This window comes from Lysobacter korlensis (genome assembly GCF_042434515.1).
In genome coordinates, this window is record NZ_JBHLTG010000018.1 from 1 (window position 1) to 26,616 (window position 26,616).

A 26,616-nucleotide genomic window follows, 5' to 3' on the forward strand; every position below is an offset into this window, starting at 1 on the left:
CCAAATCGATCGGCCCGTACCCGTCCAGGATCGCCAGCTCCTCGGAGTGGCCGAGCAGACTCAACGCCGGGACCACCACCTGCACGGTCGGGGTGATTCTCCAGGCGCCCGCTTCGCCGCCGAGGACGAACTCGGCGAACACGTCGGCGCGGACCTGCGGCACCGTGCGGGTCTCGTGCGGGTCACCGGTGATCCCGCGGGCGTACTCCTCGATCCGGTCGGCCGCGGCGACCGCGGTCGCCGCCGGCAGCAGCGCGCTCAGAATCGCCATCCCATCCGCGGCGGGATCCACCCACACATCACGCCGCTCGACGGCCGCACGGTGCCGTTCGATCGCGGCCTCCGGGTCAGCCGCTGCTGAATGTCGCGCAGCCTGCCCTTCAACCGGGCGGTGCTCAACCTCCGCGCCGCGACCAACGCCTGCTCCTCGAACCCACGCCGGTCGCCGGCGGGCACCAGGCAGGCGTGCTCCCAGATCAGCCGCGCGTGGTACTCGGAGATGTCCCCCACGGTCAGCGCATCCATCGTCGCGGTCAGCTCGGTGCACAGCGCTTTCGCGAACTCCAGCCGGGTCCCCGCCACCCGCTCGGAGATCCGCAGCGCCGCGGCGGCCTCAGCCCGCACCGAACGGCGTTCCACGTCCGACGATTCCCCGAACCCCACCCGCGCCCGCACACCCACCGCATCGTCCTGCGCGGCGGCTGAGCCGGCGTGCACCGCCTCAGCCTCGACCCGCAGGTCATTCCGGCCACGCAACCTCGCAGCGTCTGCCCGAGCCGCCGCCCGGTCCAGCTCCCGCAGACGCTCCACCACTCCAGCGCGACGCTCCAACGCCACCGCCCCAGGCGACAGCACCGCCACCCCCGGGCCCGGGCCCGGGCCCGGGCCAACGGTCGCGGTTTCTTCCATACCGTCATTCGAACAGCCGCCCCCGACACCAAGACCCCGAAACCGCCGGTCAGAAACAGTTATCCCCACCACATCGCCGGAACTCCCAGCGGACCCACAATGTCAGGAAGAGGTCGCCTCGCGGAGGCCGCTCAGGTCCCGGCCTGTTACCTGACTTCACCCGACGATCGAGACGGACCGTTCCAGGTGGGCACTGACCTCGAGAATCTCCGCCACATTGCCCCCGGGGACCACCGCGAGGGCGTGCGCGTCTTCCTCGTCATCCTGCAGCCGCGCAAGCCGGAAACCGCCACCGGCAAGCACCCGATCGGCGATCGCAATCGCGGCCTCGAGGTCGTCGGTGTCGTTCACCTGACCGAGATCGGGTTGCAGCCGGAATACGCGAGGCAGCTGCGCGAGCGCGTCGGCGAGCTCCATGCCGGTGTCCGCCGCGTCGAGGTAGGCGAGCGCACCGGCGTCATCCAACCCGTCGAGGAGCGCCTCCCAGGGATCCTGGTCTTCGCTCTGCAGCGCTTCACGCACCCGCGGCCAGAGAAGTGCGTCGTCATCCAGAAGAAGGGTGAGACGCTCCCATGCCGCTAGCTCGTCCACATCGGCCATTATCGAACCGCTTCCTGAGGTGACCGTGTCGAAGCACTCCAGAGCCCGGGTCAATCCGCCGGTGCGAACCGCGGTACCTCCCGCCCGCCCACGACGACCGTCTCCTGGAACATCGTGAGCGGCCGCACCCAGAGGCCGTGCTCGCCGTAGAGCGCGCGGTAGACCACCAGCGCCTCATCCGTCTCGGAGTGGCGAGCGACGCCGAGCACCTCGTAGAGGTTCCCCTTGTAGTGACGGTATGTACCCGGCTCCATTCCGGACACGCTACCCGCCCGCTCCGACGGCAGCGGACCAGTGCGTTCCGCGGGCGCGAGCACATCAGGGTCGGCTGCTCCAGGGCCGCGGGAACTGGAGTGAACCTGAGCGGTCCGGAGATGCCCAGGCCCGGTGCTGATAATCGCAGTGAAGACCACCGCGAGAGGACTCACCCGATGACCGTTCAGGACAACGGACCCGACCCCAACGCCTTCCACATCGAGAAGGCCACTCGCGAGAACGACACGTACCGCACGGTTGCCTGGACGGGCAAGTATTTGCAGGTCACGCTGATGTCCATCCCCGTTGGTGAATCGATCGGTCTCGAGGCTCACCCCGACACGGATCAGTTCCTCCGACTGGACGCGGGCAGCGGCCGATGTGTCATGGGTGCCGCCGAGGACGAGCTGACCTTCGAGCAGGAGGTCTCAGACGGCTGGTCGATCCAGGTGCCCGCCGGCACCTGGCACGACGTGATCAACACCGGCGACGAGCCGCTGCGGCTCTATGCCATCTATGCGCCGGTCCACCATGCCCCGGGTCTCGTCCAGCAGACCGACGAGGACGCCGAGCGGGACGAGGAGCTCGGCGTCGACGAGCCGCCCGCCTGGACGGTGCAGCCCGAGGAGAGCCAGCCGGACCAGCACGCCGGCTGAAGTCCGCTCACGGCAGGTATGCGCTTCCGCCGGACCCGACCAGCTCGAGGCCGACGACCCGCGCCTCGCAGAGCGCGGCGATCCGCGCGACATCCGCTGCACCCATCCCTCGCACGTCGATCCGCCGGCGGCCGCTGAGCCGGAAAGAAGCACCACGTGCAAGCAGAGCGGGAAGGAGCAGTTGCGCGTCCTCGGTGATCAGGCGGACAACGGTGTCGTCCTCAGGGTCGATCACGATGTCGTCCTCCCATCCGGCGTCTCAGCCCCTTTGGCGCGGGCTCGGCTTGCCCGGCATGAACAGGGTGCGCGATACCGCGCCCCCTCGCCCAGGGACAGAGCGGCAAATCGGGTGGGACACCAGTCACGGATCCGCAGCCCTGTCCGGGACCGGTCCGGTCTGGTCCGCACGAGTCCCCCTGCGACTACGCTTTCCACGCGTGAGCAGGATCTTCCGGACGAGCTTCTCTGCCGTCTATCCGCACTACGTGACGAAGGTGGAGAAGAAGGGCAGGACCACCGACGAACTGGATCAGGTGATCCGGTGGCTCACCGGATTCGACGATCCGGCGTTGCGTCGCCACCTCGCCGATGGCACCACGTTCGAGGACTTCTTCGCCGAGGCGCGAATCCACCCCGATGCGGCCCTGATCACCGGCGTGATCTGCGGCGTGCGCGTGCAGGACATCGAGGATCCGCTGATGCAGAAGATCCGCTACCTGGACAAGCTGGTGGACGAGCTGGCCAAGGGCAAGCCGATGGAGAAGGTCCTGCGCGGGAACCCGTAGCGGCACGCGCTACGGACTGGTTCTCGAGCATGCCGTCGTCGGCCCGCCACGCGCTCTCGGCACCACTGCCGAGGATGCGGCGGGCCGAAGTGAGATCGTACCTTCGCCGACTGCCCGGATCGGAATACCCCTGTTGACGACGGCGCGGGACACGCCAGACTGGTCCGGAGGACTTCCGTCGAGGAGGGCACGTGGACAAGCCCCGAATCTTTCTCGGGTCCTCGGGGGCGCAGGCGAAGCTCGTCCAGGCGCTGACTCGGGGTCTCGCCGACGTCGCCCACGTCGATCCGTGGACCACTTCGTTCGATCTCGGCATCACCGCCATCGACCGGCTCGTCGAGCTCACCCATGAAGTCGACTTCGCGGCGTTCGTCTTCGCGGGCGATGACTGGACGTCGACGAACGCCTCGGCTCCGGCCTCCGCGCCGGGTCAGCTGTCCCCGCGTGACAACGTCGTCTTCGAGGCGGGGCTCTTCGGCGGGGTGCTCGGCATGCGCCGGACGTTCATCCTGCATGCGCGGGCTGCGAAGCTGCCATCCGACCTGCTCGGCCTGACCGCCGTGCGGTACGACGACGCGTCGAACGCCGCCGAGGTGAAGGGCATGGTCAAGAAGCTCCGCGACGCCATCGAAGCGCAGGGCCATGTCGCGCGCGTCGAGGGCCTGTGGTGGCAGTACGCGCTCACCGAACGCACCAGGGAACCCTCCGCGGTGAGCCTGCTCCGGATCTCACGCGATCGGTTCCGGGCGCTGGAGCTGACCGGGCGCGGGTGGCGGGAAGACGGCAGCCTGTCGGTCCGGTATTGGAGCGAGGCGACGAAGGAACGCCAGGACCCCCCGGGGATCTTCTACTACTTCCGCGGTGAGCGCCCTCGCGATCCGGACGCGCCAGTTCTGGAAGGCACCGCCGAGATCCTTCTCGAGTCAGCCGATCGTGCGGCGGGGTACTACACCACCCATGCCAACGCGCACGGCGTCGTCGAATCCCGCACTTCCGGCGTCTACCTGCGGGCTGACGCCTCCGACGCACACATCATGGACTCCGGCGACAACGCGTCGCGGGCCGCGCTGCTCGCGGAACGGCTGAGCCGCTGGAGGCAGATCCTCGACTTCTGAGTCGATCCACCCCGGCTGAAGGAGCCCGCATGACCACGACCACACCGCCGCAGACGACGGACCGGCAAACGGATTCGTTCGCGTACCGCCCGATCGAGCCACTCGACGCCGAATCGCTCGCGCAGCTCGACGGCTGGTGGCGTGCGGCGAACTACCTGTCCGTCGGCCAGATCTATCTGCTGGACAACCCGCTGCTGCGCCGACCGCTGACCCGGGAGGACATCAAGCCGCGCCTGCTCGGTCACTGGGGCACCACGCCGGGACTGAACTTCATCTACGCGCACCTGAACCGGGTCATCCGTGAACGCAGTGTCAGCACGATCTTCATCACCGGACCGGGACACGGCGGCCCCGGGATGGTGGCGAACGCCTACCTGGACGGCACCTACACCGAGCTGCACCCCCGCATCGACCGCGACGAGGAGGGCCTGCGGCAGCTGTTCCGGCAGTTCTCATTTCCGGGTGGCATCCCGAGCCACGCCGCGCCGGAGACTCCGGGATCCATTCACGAGGGCGGTGAGCTGGGCTACGCGCTGTCGCACGCCTACGGGGCGGCGTTCGACAACCCGGATCTGCTGGTCGCTGCGGTCATCGGCGACGGGGAGGCGGAGACCGGACCGCTCGCCACCAGCTGGCACTCCAACAAGTTCCTGGACCCGCTCTCGGACGGGGTCGTCCTGCCGATCCTGCACCTCAACGGCTACAAGATCGCGAATCCGACGGTGCTCGCCCGCATCCCCGAGGAGGAGCTGCTGCAGCTGATGCGCGGCTACGGGCACACGCCGCACCTGGTGTCCGGTGGCTTCGACGGGGAGGACCCGGCGGAGGTGCACCGCCGGCTCGCGGAAACCCTCGACACGGTGCTCAACCAGATCGCCGAGATCAAGGCGGCAGCGGCCGCGGGCACACTCGACGGCCGCCCGGCGTGGCCGATGATCATCCTGCGCACCCCCAAGGGCTGGACCTGCCCCAAGGAGATCGACGGGCATCCCGCCGAGGACAACTGGCGGTCGCATCAGGTGCCGCTGGCCAGCGCTCGTGACACTCCGGAGCACCTGGCCGTGCTGGAGGACTGGCTGCGCTCGTACCGGCCGGACGAGCTCTTCGACAAGTCCGGCGCACCGCGGGCGGTCGCCACTGCGCTTGCGCCGGACGGCGACTTGCGGATGAGCGCGAACCCGGTCGCGAACGGCGGGATCCTGAAGCGCGACCTGGTGCTCCCCGACTTCCGCGGATTCGCGGTCGACGTCCCAGCGCCTGGCGCCACCGTCGACGAGGCGACGCGGGTGCTCGGGCAGTGGCTCGCGGAGGTGGTGCGGGAGAACCCGAGAAACTTCCGCATATTCGGACCGGACGAGACCGCATCCAACCGGCTCGGCGCCGTGCTCGAGGTCACCGACAAGCAGTGGAACGCCGAGTATCTGCCCACGGACGAACACCTCGCCCGGCGGGGTCGGGTCGTCGAGATGCTCAGCGAGCATCAGTGCCAGGGCTGGCTCGAAGGGTACCTGCTGACCGGCCGGCACGGCATCTTCAACACGTACGAGGCATTCGTGCACATCGTCGACTCGATGCTCAACCAGCACGCGAAGTGGCTGAAGGTCAGCAAGGCGATCCCGTGGCGGCGGCCGATCGCCTCCCTGAACTACCTGCTCTCCTCGCACGTGTGGCGGCAGGACCACAACGGTCTCTCCCATCAGGACCCGGGCTTCATCGACCATGTGGTCAACAAGAAGGCGGAGGTCGTGCGGGTCTACCTCCCATTCGACACCAACACCCTGCTCTCCGCCTACGACCACTGCCTCCGCAGCGTCGACTACGTCAACGTCGTCGTTGCCGGCAAGCAGCCGACGTTCAACTGGCTCACCATGGACCAGGCGATAGCGCACATGACACGAGGGCTGGGCATCTTCGACTGGGCCGGCACCGAGGTGGAGGGGACGGAGCCCGACGTCGTGCTCGCGTGCGCCGGCGACGTCCCCACCCTCGAGGTGCTGGCGGCGGCCTCGATCCTCCGCGAGCACATCCCCGACCTGAAGGTGCGAGTCGTCAACGTGGCCGACCTGATGCGCCTGGTCAGCGAGGGTGAGCACCCGCACGGGCTCACTGATCGCGAATACGACTCCATTTTCACCAAGGACCGGCCGGTGATCTTCGCGTACCACGGCTATCCCTGGCTGATCCACCGGCTCACCTACCGCCGCACCGGGCATCCGCACCTGCATGTCCGCGGGTACAAGGAAGAGGGAACGACGACCACGCCGTTCGACATGGTGATGCTCAACGACATGGACCGGTATCACCTGGTCATCGACGTGCTGGACCGGGTCCCCGGTCTCGGTGAGCGGTACGCCGGCTTCCGGCAGCGCATGCAGGATGCCCGTCTGGAGGCGCGTGCATACACCAGGGAGCACGGGGAGGACATCCCCGCCGTCGCGGACTGGACCTGGACGGCGGAATCGGAGCTGGATGCCCGCGAAGTCAACGTCGGTGTCGGGCAGGTGAACACCGGAACAGCCGCCACCGGCGGCGACAACGAGGCCTGACCGTCCGGCCGGTTCGCAGCGGAGTCAAGCGCCCTGGTCCCGGGCCGCCACCCCCGGGTCGTTCCCAGTGGATCGCACGGGCGCGACGGTGAAAGCCAGCCGCGAGGGTGGGGGCATGACCACAACGACCTGCTCCGCCGGTTACGCAGCCACCGCCTCCCGGAGCGCTGCCGCTTCCGTCGCCACCGTCGTGTCGGCACCGAACCGCGAGCGGTACGCCCGCATCCTCACCCTCGCCCACGAGCGTTCCGAGTACGCCAGGCTCGACCGGGCCGCGGTGATGGCCGGACGAGGCATCTGACCACGGAGACGGCAGAAGGGCGGGGACCTCACCCGCTCACTCGAGGAGCGCCGGCTCCGCTGGCTGCGTCAGCAGAGCGCGGGCGGCCATGCCGATCACCGCGCTGTAGGTCGGGTAGGCGAAGCGCACTCCTGCAAGCGTGGAGACGTCGATGCCGGCCGCCATCGCCGTCGTCACGGACTGGATCACCTCCACGGCGTTCTCGCCGACGGCGTGCGCGCCGAGGATCAGCTCACGACGGCGGTCGGCGATGAGCTTCAGGAAGCCACGCTCGCGATCGTCGATGACGGCACGATCGAGATCGCGGTACCGAACCGTCGCGACCACGCATGAGGGGTCCCTCTCCCGCGCCTGCTGTTCCGTGAACCCCACTCCGGCGTAATCCGGGTCGGTGAAGCCGCCGGCGGGGAGCAGATGGTGCGGCGTCCGGCGATTCGCACCGAGGACGGCATTCTCGGCTGCCGCTTCGCCCTCGAACTGCGCAGCCTGCACCAGCATGTCCCGGCCGTTGGAGTCCCCGACGGCGAAGATGTGCGGCACGATCGTGCGGAAGTACTGGTCCGCCGGGATCGCCGAGCGCACCGTTTCGACACCCGCCTTGTCGAGGTCGAGGTCCTCGACGTCGGCCGGCCATCCGGTGGCCATGATCACGGCGTCGAACTCCGCGGACCGGCTCTCGTGCTCCCGCCAGGTCAGCGTGATCGAACCGTCGGATGCGCGGTCGAGGCGCTCCACCGTCTGGATTCCTGTGCGCACGTCGACGCCGTGGCCGGCCAGCGAGGATGCGACGAGCTCCGAGATCGAGGCGTCGGAGGCCATCAGCACCCTCGGCGCCACATCGAGCAGGGTCACCTCTGAGCCGAACGAGCTGAACACCGTCACGAGCTGTGCCCCAGTGTTGCCGGCGCCGATCACCGCGACCCGCCGGGGCAGCTCCGGCAGGGACAGCACATCCTCCGGAACCGTCGCAAGCTCCGCCCCAGGGATTGGCAGCCGCTTCGAGTGCCCGCCGACGCAGATCAGGATGGAGCCGGCCGTGACCCGGCGACCGCTCTCGAGCACGAGGGTCCGGTCGTCCTGGAACCGGGCCCGGCCTTCCTGGATCAGTGCGACACCCGCCTGGGCGAAACGCTCGGCCTCTCGCTTGATCGACCGAACCGCGTCGACGCGCTCGTGGACCCGTGCGACCGTGGCTGCCCAGTCGATCACCGGGGTGCCGACCGCGATCCCATAATCGTCGGCGCTGCGTGCCTCACGGATGAGCCGGGCGGTCTTCGCCAGAACGCGGGTGGGCACGCACCCGGTGTTGACGCAGGTGCCGCCGACGCGGCCCGCTTCGAGGACAACCACCTTCGCACCGAGTTCGGCGGCACGCAGCGCCGCGGCGGTTCCGGCCGGGCCGGCGCCGATCACCGCGATGTCGTAGTGCTCGGGCTGCGAGTGGCTGCGAGTGTTCATGTCGAGCTGATCCTCTTTCGTCGCGTCGAAGTTCACCAAATCAATCACCACATGTGGTGATGTCCAGTCACCACACCGATCCGTAGCTTCTGACCATCCCCAGACCTTCGATGCGGGGACACGGACAAGGAGCACGGAACATGACCCTCACGACCTCGAAGCTCACCCGGGCGGCCGGCGTATCGGCCGCGCTGTCCGGACTGCTGTACATCACGGTCCAATTCATCCACCCGGCTGAGACGGTGGCCTCCATTGTCACGCCCGCGTGGGCGGTCGTGGCGTGGATGACCGTCGCGTTCGGCGTGCTGGGGCTGATCGGCATCACCGGCGTGTACCTGCGGCAGGTGACGCAGTCCGGTCTTCTGGGACTGATCGGGTTTCTGATCTTCGGGACGTTCCTGCTGACCGCTGCGGCCTTCAGCTTCGTTGAAGCCCTCGTGCTTCCCGCGATCGTGAAGGACGCCCCGCAAGTGGTCGAGGACATCCTCGGCATCTTCAGCGGCGCACCCGCCGACGGCAGCCTCGGCGCGCTCGAGGCACTCAGCACATTCGCATTCGGCGCCTATCTGACCGGCGGCCTGGTGTTCGGCCTCTCCATCTTCCGCACGCGGGTGGTGTCCGGCTGGGCGGGCATCCTGCTCGCGGCTGGATCAGTGTCGACACTTCTGGTTCCGCTGCTGCCGCACACCGTGGGGCGGTTCGTCGCGGTGCCGGTGGGACTGGCGCTGATCTGGCTCGGGTACTCCCTCTGGGCCGATCGGCGCGGGCCGGTCACCGTCTCCCCTCCGGGCAGCGCAGCGCGGCTCGACCGGGCCGCGGCCGAGTGACCGCGGACGGGGCCCGGCAATGAACGAGACCACCATTCCGCGGCCGGATCGAACCGCGCCGGCGGCCGGCAACCGGCCGGCCCCCAGCGCGACGAAGCCGGCGTGGCTCATCCCAGCCGGGCTCATCACGCTCGGGCTCATTCCGATCCTCGCGAACGCTCTCCGACGGGTGGCGCTGTCGATGGATGCCGGAGGCGCGGCAGAGTCTGCCGCTCCCCTGAGCCTCCCGGTGCTACTCCATATTCTCGGGGCGACCGTCTTCGTGCTCCTCGGCGCGTTCCAGTTCTCCGCCCGCCTGCGCCGGCGGAGGCCCGCGTGGCACCGCCGCGCCGGTCGGGTGCTGGTCGGTGTGGGGCTGCTCGCCGCATTCTCCGGTCTCTGGCTGGCCGCGTTCTCCTCCTTGCCTGCGGGCTCCGGCGAGTTGCTCTTCGTGTTCCGGCTGCTGGCGGGAATCGGAATGGCGCTGAGCATCGCGGCCGGCTTCGCAGCCATCCGTCGTCGGGACATCCGGCGCCACCGCGCATGGATGATCCGCGCCGTCGCCATCGGGCTCGGCGCCGGCACCCAGGTGTTCACCCTCGGCTTCGGAGAGGCGATCTTCGGGAAGACACAGCTCAGCGTGGCGCTCCTGAACGGCGCCGGCTGGGCGCTCAACCTCGCCGTGGCCGAGCTGGTCATCCGCAGGCGACCCCGGCGACGCGCAGGCTCTGCCGCCGCACGGATTCCGGCACTGCCATGACGACGAATCCCAGCCCTTCCGAGCCCGGCGGCTACGAGCTCCGGGTGGGCAGGCACCTCGACGATCACTGGACCGAATGGTTCGGGAACCTGGCGCTCACCCGCGAGAGCGACGGGACGACGACCCTTCGCGGGCCGGTGGCCGACCAGGCCGCCCTGCACGGGCTGCTCATCAAGGTCCGCGACCTGGGGATGACGCTCATCTCGGTGCAGCCCATCGGAAGTCCCGAAGCTGCGCTGCAACAACAACGGCAAGGAGAAGAGAAATGACGACCATGAACACTGGAAGCCAGGGCGGCACGATGAGGGCCGCCGTGTACCGCCGCTTCGGCGGCCCGGACGTCGTCCGGATCGAACAGGTGCCCAAGCCGTCGCCAGGCACCGGTGAGGTGCTGGTCAAGGTCCACGCCACCACCGTGAGCGCGGCGGACTACCGCTCGCGGACCAAAGACGTCCCGAAGGGCGTGAAGCTGCTCTCGTCGCTCACCCTGGGGTTCGTGCGCCCGCGCCTCCGGATTCTCGGCATGGACATCGCCGGCGTCGTGGAAGCGGTGGGGCCGGGGGTTTCCGCGTTCCGTCCCGGCGATGAGGTGATGGCGATGCTGGGCGGCAGGTTCGGGGGGCACGCGGAGTACGTGACCGTCTCGCAGGACAGCGCCATCACCCGCAAGCCCGCGAACCTCAGCTTCGAGGATGCCGCCACCGTGGTCTTCGGCGGCATCACCGCCCGCGCGTTCCTCGACCAGGCGACGCTCACGGCGAGCGCGTCCGTGCTCGTGAACGGTGCATCGGGAGCGGTCGGGTCCGCCGCGGTGCAGCTCGCACACCTCGCCGGCGCGCACGTCACCGCGGTGACCAGCGGCGGGAACGCCGGGCTCGTCCGCTCGCTCGGTGCTGACCGGGTGATCGACTACACCACCGCCGACTTCACTCGGGAGGCGGACCGCTACGACATCGTCGTGGACTGCGTCGGCAACGTCGAGTTCGGCCGACTCGAACCCCTGATCAAGCCCGGAGGAGCGCTGCTGTCGGTCATCGCCGATCTCGCCGGCGTCGTCCAGGCGCGCAGCCGCAGCCGTCGCACCGGCAAGCGGATCACTGCCGGCAACGTCCCGTTCACGAGTGAGCAGCTCGCCCAGGTGGCCAGACTCGCAGGCGCGGGACTCTTCCAGCCCGTCGTCGACCGAACCTTCGATCTCTCCGACATCGCCGACGCGCACCGGTACGTCGACACCGGACGGAAGCGAGGCAACGTCGTGATCCGAGTCGCCACCGCACCTGTCCAGCGAACCTTCGTCGAGTCGCGGAGCTCTCACACGACACGCCGCCCACCCGCATGAGAAGTCGCGCATGAGAAGACCACGACTCGAGCAAGAGCGGCACCACCCCACACGAACCCATCCAGAAAGGCACTCCCCATGACGTTCTTCCAGGCCATCAGAACCGGGTTCCGCAAGTATGCGGACTTCACCGGCACCGCCACCCGATCCGAGTTCTGGTGGTGGGTGCTCTTCGCCACCCTCGCCAGCGCGGCACTCACCGCGACCGCCAACGCGATCGCCGGTGGCAGCACCGACGTGAATGCACTGTGGTCGCTCCTGATGCTGCTCCCGAGCCTCGCCGTGACCGTGCGCCGCCTCCGCGACGCGGGCTACGGCTGGGGTCACACCTTCTGGCTGCTGCTCCCCTTCGCCGGGACCATTATCGTCGCGGTGCTGTGCGCACAGCCGGCCGATCAGAGGCTGACTGCGCAGCGCGCGGGCGCCGACCTCTCGTTCGCGGTGCGTTCATGAACGGCGCAGCAGGCGAGGCGCTTCTCGAGGCTCACGAGATCCGGCGCTCGTACGGACGCGGCACCGCGCGCTTCGACGCGCTCAAGGGAGTCTCGCTCCGGATCGGGGTCGGCGAGTCCGTCGCGATCGTCGGCAAGAGCGGCTCGGGCAAGTCGACCCTCATGCATCTGCTGGCGCTGCTCGACCACCCGGATGGCGGCTCACTGACGGTCGATGGCGGCGACGCGGCGAAGCTCGGCACACGTGAGCTCAACCGGCTCCGGAACAAGGACTTCGGATTCGTGTTCCAGCAGTTCTTCCTCACCCCGAACGCGACGGTGCTCGACAACGTCGTGCTGCCGCTGAAAATCGCCGGGGTCGGCCGCCGCGAGCGCAAGGCACGAGGGATGGCCGTGCTCACGCAGCTCGAGCTGTCCGACAAGGCGAGGAACAAAGCGGTGACGCTCTCCGGCGGTCAGAAGCAGCGGGTGGTCATCGCGCGCGCCTTGGTGAACAACCCCCGGGTGATCTTCGCCGACGAACCGACTGGCAACCTCGACTCCGCAACGGGCCGGCTCGTCGAGGACATCCTGTTCTCGCTGAACAAGGTGCACGGCATCACCCTCGTCGTGGTCACGCACGACTCCGAGCTCGCCGCGCGATGCGACCGTCAGCTCTTCCTCCGGGACGGCCGCGAAGTGCCCGCCCCCGAACTGGCAGGAGCCGCAGCATGAACACGGCAGGAATCGTCACCACCGCGGTCGGCAACAGCCTCCGCAGCAAGATCCGGACCACCCTGACCGTGCTCGCCATCTTCATCGGGGCGTTCACCCTCACCGTCACCAGTGCCATCGGCACCGGCGTCTCCGAGTACATCGACAGCCAGATCGGTGCCTTCGGCGCGAAGGACGTCCTCTCCGTCACCAAGTCGAGTGAGGAAGCCGCCGGGGCGGACGACGGACCGGCCGAGTACGACCCGGATGCGGCCGTCGTCGGCCCCGATTTCACGCAGTTCGAGACCGAGGCGCTGACCGAGGCCGACCTCGACACCATCCGCGCCGTCGACGGCATCGTCGACGTCAGCGCCGTGCAACAGGTGAATCCCCGGTATGTCGAGTTCGACGGCAACGGCAAGTACGTCCTCGACGTCAACGCCACCGCGAACCTCACCACACCGGACCTCGCGGCGGGCGAGCAGCTCGACAACACCGGCGAGGAGCCGCAGATCCTGCTCGTCACCCCCTACGTCGACGCGCTCGGGTTCGCCGACGAGGAAGCGGCGGTCGGCCGGACGATCCAGATCGGGGTCGTGGACCACGTGGGCGAGATGCACGAGGTGAACGCCACCGTTGCCGGGGTGCAGAACGAGTCGCTCCTGGCCTCGGGCGCAGCGCTCAACCAGGCGCTGCTCGACGAGCTCTACGCCACCCAGAACATCGGCCAGCCGGAGACCGCCTCGGAAGGGTCGATCCTCGCCACCGCCCGGTTCTCCCCCGATTCCACCGAGAAGCAGATCGACGACATCCAGGCTGCACTCGAGCGCGAGGGCTTCACGGCCGCCACCGTCGCTGACCAGATCGGGATCATCCAGACCGTGGTCGACGGCATCATCGCCGTGCTCAACGCGTTCGCGGTGATCGCGCTGATCGCCGCCGGATTCGGGATCGTGAACACGCTGCTGATGAGCGTGCAGGAACGCACCCGCGAGATCGGTCTGATGAAGGCGATGGGCATGGGCGGAGGGCGGATCTATGCGCTGTTCAGTGCCGAGGCGGTCTTTCTCGGCTTCCTCGGGAGTCTGCTCGGTGCGGCAGCCGCGATCGGGGTGGGCACGGCGGCGAACGGGATGCTCAGCGCGTCGTTCCTGGCCGACCTGGAAGGGCTTCAGGTGCTGCGATTCGAGGTCCTCCCCGTGGCGTCGATTCTCGCCATCGTGATGGGGATCGCGTTCCTTGCGGGCACGCTGCCGGCACGCCGCGCCGCTCGGCAGAACCCGATCGACGCCCTGCGCTACGAGTAGGCGCGAAGGGTGGGCGGCGGCGGTCGCTCCGCCCACCTTCCGGCGCGCCGGGTCGGGTCGTCGCCGCTCGGCCGCATCACCTGCCGCGTTCTTGCCCGCGGCGCTCGGACTTGGCCCGGACGTGCACCGCTTCACCGTGCCGGCCGAACAGGCTGAGGACTTCGGCGGCCTTCCCATCGGCGCTGCCGAACCAGTGCGGAAGGCGGGTGTCGAACTCGGCGAGCTCGCCGGCGCCGAGGACGAGATCGTGGTCGCCGAGAATCAGCCGCATCCGCCCGCTCAGCACGTACAGCCACTCGTACCCCTCGTGCGCGCGAAGCGAGGGCTCCGTCTGGCTCGCAGGGATCAGGATCTTCCACGCCTGCACTCCCGCGGAGTTGGGGGTGAGCGGCACGACGGTACGCCCGTGCACCCGTCGAGGTTTCAAGCGGACCCGCGGGTCGCCGACCTCCGGCGCACCGACCAACTCATCGAGCGGCACCCGATACGCGTGGGCAAGCGGGAGCAGCAGCTCGAGGCTGGGCCGACGCCCGCCCGTCTCCAGTCGGGAAAGCGTGCTCTTCGAGATCCCGGTCGTCTCCGACAACTCGGCCAGCGTGACTCCACGCTGCACGCGCAACCGCTTGAGCCGCGGACCCACCGCGTCGAGCGCCGCCTCGAGAACCGTGCTGTCGTCCATGCCTCATCTCATCGCCGTTTCCCGAAATCGGCAACAAATGTCCCCCAGACCGGTTCCGCAGGTCAGGGTTGCAGCATGAACGAATTCGACGTGCTGGTGGTCGGCGGGGGCGCCGCCGGCCTGACCGCCGCACTGGTCCTGCTGCGCGCTCGGCGCACCGTCGCCGTGATCGACGCCGGCTCCCCGCGGAACGCCCCGGCCGCCGAGATGCACGGCTTCCTGTCCCGCGACGGGATGCCACCTGCGGAGCTGATCGCGGCCGGTCGCGCCGAAGTCGCCGGATACGGCGGCACCCTGATCGACGACACCGTGACGAGCCTCGAGCCCGGCTTCCGCGCACGACTCGCGAGCGGTGTGGAGTTTCGCGCCCGCCGCATCCTGGTCGCCACGGGGCTCCGCGACGAAGTGCCGGACGTTCCTGGTGTCCGCGAGCGGTGGGGCCGAGACGTGCTGCACTGCCCGTACTGCCACGGCTACGAGGTCCGAGACCAGCCGCTCGGCGTGCTCGGCGGCAGCGCCGAAGCGGTCCAGCACGCTCTGCTCATCCGCCAGTGGTCGGCCGACGTCGTGCTGTTCGAGCACACCGACACCCTCGACGCCGATCAGCGGGAGCTGCTCGCCGCCCGCGCCGTGCGCGTCATCGAGGGCCGCGTCGCCCGGCTGACGGTCGAGAACGACCGGTTGCACGGCGTCGAGCTTGCCGACGGCACCGTCCTCACCCGGTCGGCGGTGTTCGTCCGGCCGAGGTTCGTGCCGAACTCGAGCCTGCTGAGCGAGCTCGGCTGCGCAGCGGACGAGAACGGCTGGGTGACGTCAGACACCACCGGCCGCACCACGGTGCCCGGTGTCCGCGTCGCCGGGAACGCCGCAGACCCACGCGCGCAGGTCATCACCGCCGCCGGCCAGGGATCGGCCGCGGCCATCGCGATCCACGCGGAGCTGGTCGAAGACGACGTGCGGGACGCCCTCACGGCTCACCGCACCGCCCGGTGACTGCCCCGAATCCCCAAGTTCCCACCTGTTCAACACCGATCGATCCGAGGAGTACCACCCATGTCCGCTACCACGACGGCCACTCGCACCACCCCCATCCCCCCGCCGACGAAGCACCAGCTCGCGCTCATGATCTGGATCGCGGTCTTCCCCACGCTCGCGGTGCTGAACCTGGCACTCGGCGCACTGCTCGACCCCCTGCCGACCCTGCTGCGCACCTTCGTCCTGGCCACCGTCGCGGTGCCGATCGTGATCTACGGCCTCATGCCGCAGCTGCACCGCATCCGCCGAGCGCTGATCAGCCGCCGCCGGCGCTGATCAGCCGCCGCCGGTGCTGATCAGCCGGTGCTGGCCGGAGCGGCGCTGAGATGCTCGTGGATCAGCTTCCATTCGCCTGCGTCGTCCAGCGTGAAGACGTTCGTCGCCCGCCCGTGTCCGCTGACGCGGGAACCGGCGTGCCAGCCCTCGTAGGTGTACGTGTACACGCATGATGCGGCGCCCTCGCCGATGGCGACCCACCGCACCTCCGTCGCCGCATAGACCTCCTGCTCCACGACCCGCCAGGCATCCTCGAAGTACGCCCCCACATCGTCGAGCGACTCGCACGTCGCGTCACCGAACCAGAACACGGCGTCCGGGTGCAGCACCCGGCCGACGTTGCCGAAGTCATGGGTGTTCGTCGCATCGATGTACGCACGAAGCGCCGCCTGAGGAGAGCCGAGATCCACGCTGCAATCGTAGGAAAGCGATGGCCGAGGCGACCATCGTGGCAGCGCGGCGGTCGCGTCGAACGCTACAGGCTTGCGACGTCGACGTAGGGCACGTCCTCGGCTCGCAGTCGAAGTCGGCGCAATTTCTCCAGCGTCGAGACGGTCGCCCTACATGCGAGGTCGCGCTGCATGAATCCGGCCGCCCACGCGAGCGCTGGGGAGGGAACGCGGTCGAGCTGCGCCGCCTGCGTCCAGCCGGCGACGAAGGCATTCCACGAGGGATCGCCTTTCATCGCCTGCACCGAGGGATCCAGATAGAGGATCGTGGCGGTGCGAGCACGATCAAGGCTGCTGGGCCCGGATGCCGCATTCGCCCAGTCGAGGACGGCCGAGACCTCATCATCGTCGCCGAGCAATATGTTCAGCGGGTGCAGATCGAGGTGAAGGAGCGTGACATCCTCCCGCTCCAGGCCCTCGACGGCAACAACCGGGACCTCGGGTGGCGCCAGGATCTTGGTGAGCACGGCATGGACCCGAGCGCACGCCGCACCTCGCCGCCACGCCCGGTCTGGGTGCAGTCTCGCCGGGATCCAAGCCGGTTCGCCCGGCATGCGCTCCAGCAGCGCAACGGATTCTGGGCCGAAGTCGAGACGGTCGAGCACCCTGGGCACCGGCACGACGGCGGCGGCAGCGGCCGATGCGGCAGTCTCCCGCTGCGCCACGGCGACGTCGGTCACCCGGAGAACGTGGCGCTCCGTGGCGAACACCTGGTTCGACCTCCCGCCGAGCGGGAGCAGGTCATCGAGCCGAACGCCGAACTGCGCTGCGGCCTCCCGAAGTACTCGCGGGGGACCTTCCATTTCCCCACAGTGGCACGGAACGGTTCTCCGACGGAAGCCGAGGCGGATCAACCCATGCCGCTCAGCCTGCACAGTCCGCTCAGGAGGGGCGCTGGCTCCCGCGCCCGAGCTGACCGAGGTCCTGGGCGCGGAGCACCGCGGCCCGGCGATTGTTCACCCCGAGTTTCGTGTAGATGTTCTTCGTGTGCGTCCGCACGGTGTTCAGCGACACGACCAGCTGACGAGCGATCTCGGGGCCGCTGAGGTCGGTTTCCAGCAGACGGAGCACCTCACGCTCGCGCTCGCTCAGCGGCTCCAGCAATATCGGTCCCGCCCCGGGTCGCTGTGGACCCGTGGGGTGGTCATCGCCGAATGCCACGAGCAGCCGGCGGATGTACTCGGGCGCGACGCCGCCGCCAGCAGCGGCCTTGAGCAGGACCTTCATCGGCGCACCCTCGTCGACGAAGGTTCGCACGTACCCTTCCGGTTCTGCCAGTGCGATCGCACGCTCCAGCACCGTCAGGGCCGCAGGGATGTCGCCGCCGAGCTGATGGGCACCGGCCTGCAGCACCAGGATCTCGAGAACGGTCCCGCTCCTGCCACCGGTCTCCGCGGCCTCGAGGACGCGATGAAGGAGCTCGACTGCTTCTGCGAGCGACCGGGGGTCCCGTTGCTGCCGGGAACGCGCGAGAAGAACCCTGGCCAGGGTGACGTGCTCGAACTCCCGGAGATAGCTGAGGTCGTCCTCCACCGAGAGCCCCCGCTCCCGCACCCAGGCCGTCGCTTCGGGCACCCTCCCCTGCGCGAGCCACACGCGCGCCTTCGACGCCGGGATCGGACGGACGATGGGTCCCATGTCGGCCACGAAGAAGCGCTCCGCCTCGTCCAGGAACTGCTCCGCGCGGCCCAGGTCGCCCTGCACCTGCAGAAGCTGAGCCATCGCCGATCTCCAGCGGTAGCGGTACTTCGGCAGTCCGGCCGAGTCGCCCATTTCGGAACTGCGTCGCAGGTGGTTCGCCGCGGCGTCGAGCTCCCCGCGCTCACAGAGAATCGAACTGATCGCCACATGCATGTCGGGGATCCCACGGCGGACCTCGTCCGTCTGCTCCTGAGCCAGCCGCAGGGCCTGTTCGCAACTCGCCAGCGCATCACTCATGCGGCCCTGCGTCAGCCGGATGTCTGCCAGGGTGACGGTGCAGCCCAGCACATCGGCGATATGACCGGAGCGGCGGAAGCTCGACACGGCCTGGGCGTACCCCTCGTACGCGCCTTCGAGATCGCCACTCCCCCACAGCGCGAGCCCCTGAAGGGCCGCGGCCGCCCCCCGCCGGTAATGGTCGTCCTCATCGAGGAGGTCGAGCGCTCGCCGGGCGTGGACGACCGTCGCGGCGCCGTCCCCGAGGGCCAACGCCTGTCCCGAGCGGTAGATGGCGATCGATCCGGGCAGTCGCCGGAGGTCCGCCGCATCGATGACGACCGGCTGGTCCGGTCCGTCCCGGACGCTGCCGGCGTCGTCCAGCCACCGCTCCGCGTCCCTGAGCCGAGGCTCCACCCCTTCGACCTGGCCGGTGGACAACATGGCCCCGACCAAACCGAGGCTGAGCACCGGCCGGTCGCGGAAGAGCCCGACGGGCAGCCGCTCCAGCCATTCCCGGAGCGCCGCCTCCCGTCTTGCCCGGCCCATCGCGGGGATCGCCGCCTCGATGAGGTTCGCTGCGAGCGGATGGTCTTCGGCGTCCAGTGCGTGCTGGATGGCTGCGTCCGGTTCGCCATGCTCGTCGTACCAGACGCTCGCCCGCCGGTGCAGTGCAGGCACCTCCCCCGGCTCCTCGTCAAGGAGTCGGGCCTGCAGCACCTCGGCGAAGAGGTGGTGGTAGCGGTACCAGCGGCGCCGGTCGTCGAGCGGGACCAGGAACAGGTTCGCCCGGTCGAGCGCCTCCAGCATGGCTCTGCCGTTCTCACGACCGGTCACGGCGTCGCACAGTGACGCGTTCATCCGGGTGAGGATGGAGGTCTGCAGCAGGAAGGCGCGAACCGGCTGGGGCTGGCTCTGCAGCACCTCCTCGACCAGGTAGTCGACGATGTAACGGTCGTCGCCCGCGAAGCCGGCGACGAAGCCGGCGATGTCGTCCCGCCCCTGCATGGAGAGGGCAGCGAGCTGAAGGGCGGCGATCCACCCCTCGGTCCGGCTGCCGAGGGTGGACACGTCCTGCGCTGTCAGCGGCAGGTCCATCACGTCGGTGAGATACGCCGAGGCCTCCTCCGGTGAGAAACGCAGATCGGCCGCGCGAACCTCCACCAGCTCTCCCCGGGCCCGCAGGCGGGCGATCGGCAGCGGCGGATCGGCGCGGCTCGCGATCACCAGGTGCAGCCGGGGAGGCATGTGGTCGAGCAGGAACGCCATCCCGTCGTGCACGTCGCGGGACTCGAGAACGTGATAGTCGTCGAGCACCAGCACCACGTCGCGCTCAAGCGCGGCAAGGTCGTTCAGCAGAGCGGTGAGCACCTCCTGACTCGGTGCGGATCGCGTCTCCAGCATGGCCAGTGAGACCGCGCCCACCGCCGGCGCCGCTGTCCTCAACGCGGCGATCACATACGTCCAGAACAGTGCCGGATCGTTGTCGCCGGCGTCGAGCGAAAGCCAGGCAGCAGAAGGCTCTCCGGTCGGCGCGGCCGGGCCGGCCGCCAGCCATGACGCGAGCAGTGTCGACTTGCCGAAGCCGGCTGGTGCGGACACCAGCGTCAATGCCGAGTCCATCCCCCGGTTCAGTCGCTCGATCAGTCGGGGCCGCGGCACCGCACGCCGCTGCGGCCGCGGCAGGTACAGCTTGGTCCCGAGGAGCGGACTGGGCGGCGCGGTGTCGGGTGGTGAGCCGATGACGGCAGGCGGCCGGCTCCCCGCGTCCTCCCGCGGTGCGTCGGTCGGGCCGCCCTGCGCTGGATCTGGAGCGGCTGCGGTTCCGCGGCGAAGGCCTTGGGCGGCGCGGGCCAGGTCCGCTGCCGAGGCTGGCCGGTCCGACGGGCTCTTCGCCATGCACCAGCGCACGAGCTTCCGCACGGGCTCCGGCACATCCGGGGGCAGCTCCGGCGGGGTCTCGTTGACCTGCGCCAGCGCGATCGCGACGTGTGACTCGCCGCTGAACGGGCGCCGCCCGGCGAGCGCCTCGTAAGCCACGATGCCGAGCGAGTAGAGATCGGTGGCCGGCGTCGCCGGGCGGCCGCTGACCTGTTCCGGGGAGACATACTGCACCGTCCCCATCACCTGGCCGGCCACGGTGAGCGGCACCTGGTCGGCGAGGCGGGCGATGCCGAAGTCGGTGATCTTCACCCGCCCTTCCGGGGTGAGCAGGAGGTTCTCGGGCTTGATGTCCCGGTGCACCAGCCCGGCCGCATGGGCAGCCTGCAGCGCTGTCGCGGTCTGCGCGAGGATGTCGAGCACGCGATCCACGGGAAGGGCGGACTCCCGTCGCAGCATCGCCGACAGCGACTCGCCGGGCACCAGCTCCATGACGAGGTACGCGGTGTCGCCCTGCTCGCCATAGTCGTAGACAGTGGCGATGCCCTCGTGGTTCACAAGGGCGGCGTTCCTGGCCTCCGCCCGGAACCGCTCGAGGAAGCCCGGGGAGCTGGCGTATTCGTCCTTGAGGATCTTCACCGCGACGATGCGGCCGATGACCGGATCGGAGGCCTGCCACACCTCGCCCATGCCGCCGACCGCGACCCGCTTCACGAGCCGGTAGCGGTCGCCGAAGACGGCGCCGGGGATTGGCCTCACCGCGATCTCCTTGCAAGGTCGTTTGACCGGGAACAGCAGGGGCCGGACGATCGAGAGGTCAACTCGCGAAGCCGCCGGAGCCTCCGCTTCGCCGCGGGCGCCCCTCGAGGTCGAGGAGCACGACCCAATGTTCCCGCGGCCAGGGCGGAAGGACAATAGACGCTGAGACGTGCCCGCTCATGCGGCATCACCGCGGAGGACGGCAGCTCGACGTCGTAGGCTCCTGAAACATGGACCCCGGCCGGTTGAACTCCAAGGCCTCCCTTGGAACACGACGCCAGACTCTCTTCGTCGTCTCGTCCTTGGGCATCGCCGCGCTCGTGACGCTCGCCAGCACGCTCGGCCTGCTCGCATCTTGGCCATACCGGGAGGAGACGGAGAACTGGGTCTTGCAGGCGCGCGGTCAAGACATCGGCAATCTGGTGGCGGTCGTGGTGCTTGTCGTGAGCGCGATCAGAATGGTTGCGGGCTCTTCCCGAGCAGCGCAGCTCTGGACCGGGACTCTGCTCTACATTCTCTACGCCTACATCGTCTACGCCTTCGCGGTGCACTTCAGCCGCTTGTTCCTCATCTACGTCGCTGTTCTGGGGCTGGTGTTCTACACCCTTCTCGCTGCGCTCCCCATGAGAGGCGATCCGTCCGCGAACCGACGTGGTCCAGCGCGGCTCTTCGGGGCGTGGGTGCTGATCGGCACGGGCGCGCTCTTCGCCCTGCTGTGGTTGAGTGAGCTCATTCCAGCCACCGTCACCGGGCAGGCGCCGCAAAGCCTTGAGGTTGCGGGACTGATCGTGAACCCTATCCATGTGATCGACCTCGCCGTGGTGCTGCCAGGCATGATCACCATCGGTGTGCTCGCGCTCCGGGGGAACGAGACGGGTCGGACGCTCGCGGTGCCGGCGCTGGTCTTCTCGGTGCTGATGGGATCCAGCATCATCGCCGCGATGGCGCTGATCCTCGCAACCGGGGACACCAGCGCGCTGGTCCCGATGGGAATGGTCGGCGCCGTCGTCGCGGCGAGTCTCGCAGCTGTCATCGCGAACACGCGCCCGATTCATGAAGCACCGCCTCACGCCGCGGAGGCCGAGCACCGAACATCGGGCAAGGAGGCATGATGCACACGGTGATCGTGTTCGAGTCGATCTGGGGCAACACCGAACTGATCGGCAGAGAGATCGCCGGTGGGCTCGGTGGGGTGCGCACGGACGTGGTGGATGCTGCGTCTGCGCCGACGGTGTTGGATTCCGAGGTCGACCTGCTGGTCGTCGGCGGGCCTACCCACGCGTTCTCCATGTCGACGGAGCAGACACGCGAGTCAGCGAAACAACAAGGTGCTGAACACATCCCAGCACGCGGAATCCGTGAGTGGATCCAAGCGCACCAGTCGCCGCCTCGCGCGATCGCCGTGGCGACCTTCGACACCCGGGTCGTCAGCCCCCGGTTGCCGGGCTCAGCCGCGAAGAAGGCGATGAAGCGACTGGTTGCGTTAGGGTACCGGCCACTGGCCAAGCCGGAGACCTTCGGTGTGCACGGGTACTCGGGTCCCATTGCCGACGGGGAACTGGAACGTGCGCGACGTTGGGGCGCCGACCTCAGGACACTCCTTCCGGCCGGCTGAGACGCGGTCACACCGGAGGGCGTTCCCCCGTCGCGGTTCGTGCCGGCGGAACGTCGTCCATGAGTAGGAGGCGGGGAGCCGCTGCGCGGAGTAGCTTCGCGAACGTGAGACGCTTCCTGCCCCTCGCACGGCGCCACGGGTTCGACGTGCTGATCGTCCTTCTGACCGGCGCCGCGATGCTGGAGCTCGTCATCAGGCACCCGGCGGATTCTCCCCAGGAACGGCTCTGGTTCCAGGTGGTGGCGATCGGGATCATCGTGTTGCCCCTGTTCGCCCGGCAGCGATTCCCGGTCGGCGCTCCGATGGCGTACTGGCTCCTGGCGGTCAGCGCGTCGTTCGTGGACGGCCGGCTGATTCCCGGTACGACGAGCGTCTTCGTGCTCACGATGGCGGCCGCGTTCCTGCTCGGAGGCGCCCGATCCGTCCGGCAGGCGCAACTGGGCCTGGCCGTCGTGGTCGGTGGCGCTGCGGTCGTCGTCTACAACCTGCCGACGCACACTGCAACCCAGCTCGTCTTCATCCCGCTGCTCTTCGGGGTCTGCTGGTTCGCCGGATTCGCGGTGCGGCAGCGCGGAGACCGGGCGGAGGCGGCCGAGGAGCGGGCGGCCCGTGCCGAGCGGGAACGCCAGTCCTCGGCGAGGATCGCGGTGGCCGAGGAGCGGGCGCGGATCGCCCGCGAGCTTCACGACATCGTCGCTCATGCGGTGAGCGTCATGGTGCTCCAGACCGGCGCGGTCCGGCACCGCCTGCCCGACGCCTTCCCCGAGGAGAAGGACGCCCTGCGTGGTGTGGAGGACACCGGGCGCAGGGCGCTGACGGAGATGCGGCACCTGCTCGGAGCCCTTCGCCGCGACGACGAAGCGGCCGAGCTGGGTCCTCAGCCCGGTCTGGCGGGGCTCGACGCGCTGCTCGAGGAGGTGCGGGGTGCGGGCTTGCCCGTCCGATTGGATGTGCACGGGGATCCCATCCCCCTGCCGGGGCCGATCGATCTCGCCGCATACCGGATCGCCCAGGAAGGACTGACGAACGTGCTGAAGCACGCGCGAGCGAGTCGCGCGGACGTCGTTGTCGGCTACGCCCCCGCCGAGCTGCGGGTGGAGATTCGCGACGACGGCGATGGGCCACAGCCCGGGGACGGACTCGGGCACGGCCTCATCGGCGTTCGGGAACGCGTCAAGATCTATGGCGGTGAGCTTGCTGCCGGGCCGGGTCCCGAAGGCGGTTTCGTGCTCAGCGCCCGGCTCCCTCTGGACGGCTGAGCCCGTCCGCTTCCTCGAACAGGTGGCTCTGATACGCCAGCACGATCGCCTGTGCCCGGTCGCGGACCTCGAGCTTCTGCAGCACCCGGGTCACGTGGGTCTTCACCGTGGTCTCGCTGATGAACAGCGCCTTCCCGATCTCTGCGTTGGAGAGTCCACGCGCGATCAGCTCGAACACGTTCAGTTCCCGGGAGGTGAGTGCGCCGACGGCCGGAGGCGGCGGCTGTCGCTGCATTCGGGTGAATTGCCGGATCACATTCTTGGTCACCGACGGGGAAAGCAGGGCGTCGCCCGCTGCGATGGTCCGGACCGCCGAGATCAGCCGCTCGGGCGGGTCATCCTTCAGCACGAACCCGCTGGCGCCGGCCCGCAGCGCTTCGTACACGTACTCGTCCAGGTTGAATGTGGTGAGGATGAGGACGCGCGCGCTCTCGTCCGCAGCGAGAATCCGCCGCGTCGCTTCCAGCCCATCCAGCTCCGGCATGCGGATGTCCATCAGCACGACGTCCGGCCGGAAGCGTGCCGCCTGACCGACCGCCTGCAGACCGTTCCCCGCCTCTGCCACCACCTGAATGTCCGGCTCTCCCGACAGAAGCATCCGCAGCCCCGCGCGCACCATCGACTGATCGTCGACGAGCAGCGCGCGGATGGTCTTCGTTTCCCCCGCATCCGTGGCCGGCGAACCCTCGGTTGGGTCGGATCCGGGCGGCGATGCATCCAACGCGTCGGGTCCGGTCTTCACCGCTGCACGCGGGTTCTCGGGTTCACGCCGGTTCACGGCGTCTCGCGGGTTCTCAGCGATCCCGCTGCGGAGCGCTCCGGCCATGCGAGCCAGCTCCCCCGCTGATGCCGGCCGGTCCGATGGGCTCTTCGCCAGACACGATCGCACCAGACCGCGCACCGCTTCCGGCACATGCGCGGGAAGGTCCGGCGGGATGTCGTTCACCTGCGCCAGTGCGATCGCGATCTGCGACTCACCGGTGAAGGGCCGCCGCCCGGCAAGCGCCTCGTAGGCGACGACGCCGAGGGAGTAGATGTCTGTGGCGGGCGACGCGGTACGGCCGCTCACCTGCTCCGGGGAGACGTAATGCACGGTTCCCATCACCTGTCCGGCCTGCGTCAGCGGAACCTGATCGGCGAGGCGGGCGATCCCGAAGTCGGTGATCTTGACCCGCCCCTCCGGTGTGAACAGAAGGTTCTCCGGCTTGATGTCCCGGTGCACGAGGCCGGCGGCGTGTGCGGCCTGCAGCGCCGACGCGGTCTGCGTGACGATGTCGAGGACGCGATCCGCCGACAGCGGGCCCTCGCGCCGAAGGACCGCCGACAGCGCCTCGCCGCGCACCAGCTCCATGACGAGGTAGGCCATGTGGCCCTCTTCGCCGTAGTCGTACACCGTTGCGATGCCCTCATGATTGACCAGGGCGGCGTTCCGCGCCTCCGCCCGGAAGCGCTCCAGGAATCCTGGGGCGCCGACGTACTCGTCCCTGAGGATCTTGATCGCGACAGTGCGGCCGATGACCCGGTCCGATGCCTCCCAGACTTCGCCCATGCCCCCGACCGCCACCGGTTTGGTGAGCCGGTAGCGGTCACCGAAGGCGACGCCGGGCGCTGCCCTCATCGAACCGGCACCGCCTGGAGCGGGTCTCGCGCTCGGACAGGCAGCGGGATGCCGACCTCGCCGAACGCATCGCGTGCGATCACCGCGCTGTCCTTCCAATGTCGTTGGAGCGGGAGGAGTATCCAATGTTCCCGCGGCGGATGGCGGAGGACAACAGCCATTCGGCCCGGTTCCGGAGCATGTCAGCTCTTCTGCCGCGGGGAACGAGCCGCGGCCGGTCCCGCGACGAACTCCGCCGGCGCGGAGTGCGCGTCCGGGTTGTTCCGCGCCAGACCGAGTCGTCCCCGGGTGAGGACGGCGACGGCGGCCATCAGCACGCCGGACGCGAGGGCCGAGATGAGGTAGAGCACCGCGACCGACGGCCCGCCGGTGGAACCCTCGAGCAGCTGCGCGACGAGCTGGGTCGCGGCGTTCTGCGCCCCATGGAGCAGCAGAACGATGAGGACGCTGCCGGTGGAGTTGTACGCCCATGCCAGAACGAGACCGTTGACCACAGTGACCACGAGGTGACTGAGGGTCTCGGTCAGGGTCTGTCCGAAGAGCGCGTTGGGGAGGTGCCAGCCCGCCCAGATCGCCGAAACCACAAGTGCCGCAACCATCGGCTGGAAGCGCCGATTCGCGGCGGGCAGCGCGAACCCACGCCAGCCGGGTTCCTCGGTTAATCCGGTGACCAGCGCCACGCCCACCAGCTGCAGCGGGAACCAGGAGTACAGCAGCGACCAGTCCGCGGTCAGGGCGGGAATCACGCTGTCGCCATAGAAGGCGCTCACCGTGGTGATCAGAAGCAGCGGGACGCCGAGGAAGATGAACGCGTACCAGAGGGGGTTCACCCGCCACCGGATCAGGCTGCGCGCCAGGCCCGCGAGACCGGCTCCTCCTCGGGTGAGCGCGAGCACGATCAAGGCGGCGATCAGCGGCCCCGCGGCCGCGACCTGGATCATGACGCCGACGAGGCTCCCGTCGGGATTGAGGAGCCCGGCTTCGCTGCCGAAGAAGCCGCCGATGAGCAGGGTCCAGCTGATGCCGTAAGCCATCAGGGTGTAGGCGAGGAGCGGGTGTCGGCTGAACCAGCCTCGAACACCGCTCCGGCGGCGAGTGGCTGCCGCCTGTCGTGGCTGGCGGGATGGGATGGTCATGATGGTGATC

Annotated in this window: 28 protein-coding genes; 17 read left to right on the plus strand and 11 right to left on the minus strand. The window is 69.1% G+C overall.

Features of this window, described 5'->3' with window-relative positions:
- The 3 genes from ACFFGH_RS33425 to ACFFGH_RS33435 all read right to left on the minus strand — a co-directional run.
- On the minus strand, positions 1-547 hold a 547-nt coding region (locus tag ACFFGH_RS33425), incomplete at its 3' end, for a DUF222 domain-containing protein (protein ID WP_386677093.1).
- A 518-nt stretch (positions 548-1,065) separates the two neighbouring features.
- Complete coding sequence (locus ACFFGH_RS33430; RefSeq protein ID WP_386677095.1) at positions 1,066-1,500, minus strand: DUF6630 family protein; 435 nt, start codon at positions 1,498-1,500, stop codon at positions 1,066-1,068.
- Positions 1,501-1,559: 59 nt separating this feature from the next.
- The gene (locus ACFFGH_RS33435; RefSeq protein ID WP_386677097.1) at positions 1,560-1,763 is read right to left on the minus strand and encodes a DUF1653 domain-containing protein; all 204 of its coding nucleotides are present in this window, start codon (positions 1,761-1,763) and stop codon (positions 1,560-1,562) included.
- Between the two features lie 177 nt (positions 1,764-1,940).
- Between ACFFGH_RS33435 and ACFFGH_RS33440 the strand changes: the two genes are divergently transcribed.
- Positions 1,941-2,420 (plus strand): cupin domain-containing protein, encoded by a 480-nt coding sequence (locus ACFFGH_RS33440; RefSeq protein ID WP_386677099.1) that lies wholly within the window; start codon positions 1,941-1,943, stop codon positions 2,418-2,420.
- 7 nt (positions 2,421-2,427) lie between these two features.
- Here ACFFGH_RS33440 and ACFFGH_RS33445 read toward each other — a convergent pair whose 3' ends face one another.
- Entirely contained in the window at positions 2,428-2,655 is a 228-nt protein-coding gene (locus ACFFGH_RS33445) for a hypothetical protein (RefSeq protein ID WP_386677101.1), read from the minus strand.
- Positions 2,656-2,857: 202 nt separating this feature from the next.
- Here ACFFGH_RS33445 and ACFFGH_RS33450 point away from each other — a divergent pair, with 202 nt between their 5' ends.
- From ACFFGH_RS33450 to ACFFGH_RS33465, 4 genes are all read left to right on the plus strand, one after another.
- Positions 2,858-3,205 (plus strand): DUF2200 domain-containing protein, encoded by a 348-nt coding sequence (locus ACFFGH_RS33450; RefSeq protein ID WP_386677103.1) that lies wholly within the window; start codon positions 2,858-2,860, stop codon positions 3,203-3,205.
- Between the two features lie 191 nt (positions 3,206-3,396).
- Entirely contained in the window at positions 3,397-4,320 is a 924-nt protein-coding gene (locus ACFFGH_RS33455; protein WP_386677105.1) for a TIR domain-containing protein, read from the plus strand.
- A gap of 29 nt (positions 4,321-4,349) precedes the next feature.
- The gene (locus tag ACFFGH_RS33460) at positions 4,350-6,866 is read left to right on the plus strand and encodes a phosphoketolase family protein (RefSeq protein WP_386677107.1); all 2,517 of its coding nucleotides are present in this window, start codon (positions 4,350-4,352) and stop codon (positions 6,864-6,866) included.
- 115 nt (positions 6,867-6,981) lie between these two features.
- Positions 6,982-7,167 carry a hypothetical protein gene (locus tag ACFFGH_RS33465; protein WP_386677109.1) on the plus strand — a complete coding sequence of 62 codons (186 nt, stop codon included), beginning with the start codon at positions 6,982-6,984 and terminating at the stop codon, positions 7,165-7,167.
- 36 nt (positions 7,168-7,203) lie between these two features.
- Here ACFFGH_RS33465 and ACFFGH_RS33470 read toward each other — a convergent pair whose 3' ends face one another.
- Entirely contained in the window at positions 7,204-8,625 is a 1,422-nt protein-coding gene (locus ACFFGH_RS33470) for a dihydrolipoyl dehydrogenase family protein (RefSeq protein WP_386677111.1), read from the minus strand.
- 140 nt (positions 8,626-8,765) lie between these two features.
- Between ACFFGH_RS33470 and ACFFGH_RS33475 the strand changes: the two genes are divergently transcribed.
- The 7 genes from ACFFGH_RS33475 to ACFFGH_RS33505 all read left to right on the plus strand — a co-directional run bounded on the left by ACFFGH_RS33475 (position 8,766) and on the right by ACFFGH_RS33505 (position 13,982).
- Positions 8,766-9,452 carry a hypothetical protein gene (locus ACFFGH_RS33475; RefSeq protein ID WP_386677113.1) on the plus strand — a complete coding sequence of 229 codons (687 nt, stop codon included), beginning with the start codon at positions 8,766-8,768 and terminating at the stop codon, positions 9,450-9,452.
- 19 nt (positions 9,453-9,471) lie between these two features.
- A complete protein-coding gene (locus tag ACFFGH_RS33480) occupies positions 9,472-10,191 on the plus strand; it encodes a DUF2306 domain-containing protein (RefSeq protein ID WP_386677115.1) in 720 nt (239 codons plus the stop codon).
- Complete coding sequence (locus ACFFGH_RS33485; RefSeq protein WP_386677117.1) at positions 10,188-10,460, plus strand: DUF8691 family protein; 273 nt, start codon at positions 10,188-10,190, stop codon at positions 10,458-10,460. Before ACFFGH_RS33480 ends, ACFFGH_RS33485 begins: the two co-directional genes overlap by 4 nt.
- A complete protein-coding gene (locus tag ACFFGH_RS33490; RefSeq protein WP_386677119.1) occupies positions 10,457-11,530 on the plus strand; it encodes an NAD(P)-dependent alcohol dehydrogenase in 1,074 nt (357 codons plus the stop codon). The genes ACFFGH_RS33485 and ACFFGH_RS33490 overlap by 4 nt, the downstream gene beginning before the upstream one ends.
- A gap of 78 nt (positions 11,531-11,608) precedes the next feature.
- Entirely contained in the window at positions 11,609-11,983 is a 375-nt protein-coding gene (locus ACFFGH_RS33495; RefSeq protein WP_386677121.1) for a DUF805 domain-containing protein, read from the plus strand.
- Complete coding sequence (locus tag ACFFGH_RS33500) at positions 11,980-12,696, plus strand: ABC transporter ATP-binding protein (protein WP_386677123.1); 717 nt, start codon at positions 11,980-11,982, stop codon at positions 12,694-12,696. Before ACFFGH_RS33495 ends, ACFFGH_RS33500 begins: the two co-directional genes overlap by 4 nt.
- Positions 12,693-13,982 (plus strand): ABC transporter permease, encoded by a 1,290-nt coding sequence (locus ACFFGH_RS33505; protein WP_386677125.1) that lies wholly within the window; start codon positions 12,693-12,695, stop codon positions 13,980-13,982. Before ACFFGH_RS33500 ends, ACFFGH_RS33505 begins: the two co-directional genes overlap by 4 nt.
- Before the next feature lie 76 nt (positions 13,983-14,058).
- Here ACFFGH_RS33505 and ACFFGH_RS33510 read toward each other — a convergent pair whose 3' ends face one another.
- Positions 14,059-14,661 carry a helix-turn-helix domain-containing protein gene (locus ACFFGH_RS33510; protein WP_386677127.1) on the minus strand — a complete coding sequence of 201 codons (603 nt, stop codon included), beginning with the start codon at positions 14,659-14,661 and terminating at the stop codon, positions 14,059-14,061.
- Between the two features lie 75 nt (positions 14,662-14,736).
- Here ACFFGH_RS33510 and ACFFGH_RS33515 point away from each other — a divergent pair, with 75 nt between their 5' ends.
- Complete coding sequence (locus ACFFGH_RS33515) at positions 14,737-15,654, plus strand: NAD(P)/FAD-dependent oxidoreductase (protein ID WP_386677129.1); 918 nt, start codon at positions 14,737-14,739, stop codon at positions 15,652-15,654.
- Positions 15,655-15,714: 60 nt separating this feature from the next.
- Entirely contained in the window at positions 15,715-15,972 is a 258-nt protein-coding gene (locus tag ACFFGH_RS33520; protein WP_386677131.1) for a putative antibiotic biosynthesis monooxygenase, read from the plus strand.
- A gap of 20 nt (positions 15,973-15,992) precedes the next feature.
- Here the strand turns inward: ACFFGH_RS33520 and ACFFGH_RS33525 are convergent, their stop codons facing one another.
- The 3 genes from ACFFGH_RS33525 to ACFFGH_RS33535 all read right to left on the minus strand — a co-directional run bounded on the left by ACFFGH_RS33525 (position 15,993) and on the right by ACFFGH_RS33535 (position 20,978).
- Positions 15,993-16,382 (minus strand): YybH family protein, encoded by a 390-nt coding sequence (locus tag ACFFGH_RS33525; protein WP_386677133.1) that lies wholly within the window; start codon positions 16,380-16,382, stop codon positions 15,993-15,995.
- A gap of 65 nt (positions 16,383-16,447) precedes the next feature.
- Positions 16,448-17,224 carry a phosphotransferase gene (locus tag ACFFGH_RS33530; protein ID WP_386677135.1) on the minus strand — a complete coding sequence of 259 codons (777 nt, stop codon included), beginning with the start codon at positions 17,222-17,224 and terminating at the stop codon, positions 16,448-16,450.
- Between the two features lie 79 nt (positions 17,225-17,303).
- Positions 17,304-20,978: a protein kinase domain-containing protein gene (locus ACFFGH_RS33535; RefSeq protein WP_386677137.1), complete on the minus strand. Its 3,675-nt coding sequence runs from the start codon at positions 20,976-20,978 to the stop codon at positions 17,304-17,306.
- A 230-nt stretch (positions 20,979-21,208) separates the two neighbouring features.
- Between ACFFGH_RS33535 and ACFFGH_RS33540 the strand changes: the two genes are divergently transcribed.
- The 3 genes from ACFFGH_RS33540 to ACFFGH_RS33550 all read left to right on the plus strand — a co-directional run bounded on the left by ACFFGH_RS33540 (position 21,209) and on the right by ACFFGH_RS33550 (position 23,852).
- Positions 21,209-22,090 (plus strand): hypothetical protein, encoded by an 882-nt coding sequence (locus ACFFGH_RS33540; RefSeq protein WP_386677140.1) that lies wholly within the window; start codon positions 21,209-21,211, stop codon positions 22,088-22,090.
- Entirely contained in the window at positions 22,090-22,593 is a 504-nt protein-coding gene (locus tag ACFFGH_RS33545; protein ID WP_386677141.1) for a flavodoxin family protein, read from the plus strand. The genes ACFFGH_RS33540 and ACFFGH_RS33545 overlap by 1 nt, the downstream gene beginning before the upstream one ends.
- 104 nt (positions 22,594-22,697) lie before the next feature.
- On the plus strand, positions 22,698-23,852 hold the full coding sequence (locus ACFFGH_RS33550; protein WP_386677143.1) for a sensor histidine kinase: 1,155 nt from the start codon (positions 22,698-22,700) through the stop codon (positions 23,850-23,852).
- Here the strand turns inward: ACFFGH_RS33550 and ACFFGH_RS33555 are convergent.
- Together ACFFGH_RS33555 and ACFFGH_RS33560 are read right to left on the minus strand one after the other, a co-directional pair.
- Complete coding sequence (locus tag ACFFGH_RS33555; protein WP_386677145.1) at positions 23,824-25,470, minus strand: protein kinase domain-containing protein; 1,647 nt, start codon at positions 25,468-25,470, stop codon at positions 23,824-23,826. The two genes, ACFFGH_RS33550 and ACFFGH_RS33555, sit on opposite strands and share 29 nt — an antisense overlap.
- A gap of 182 nt (positions 25,471-25,652) precedes the next feature.
- On the minus strand, positions 25,653-26,606 hold the full coding sequence (locus tag ACFFGH_RS33560) for a CPBP family intramembrane glutamic endopeptidase (RefSeq protein WP_386677147.1): 954 nt from the start codon (positions 26,604-26,606) through the stop codon (positions 25,653-25,655).
- Positions 26,607-26,616: the final 10 nt, after the last annotated feature.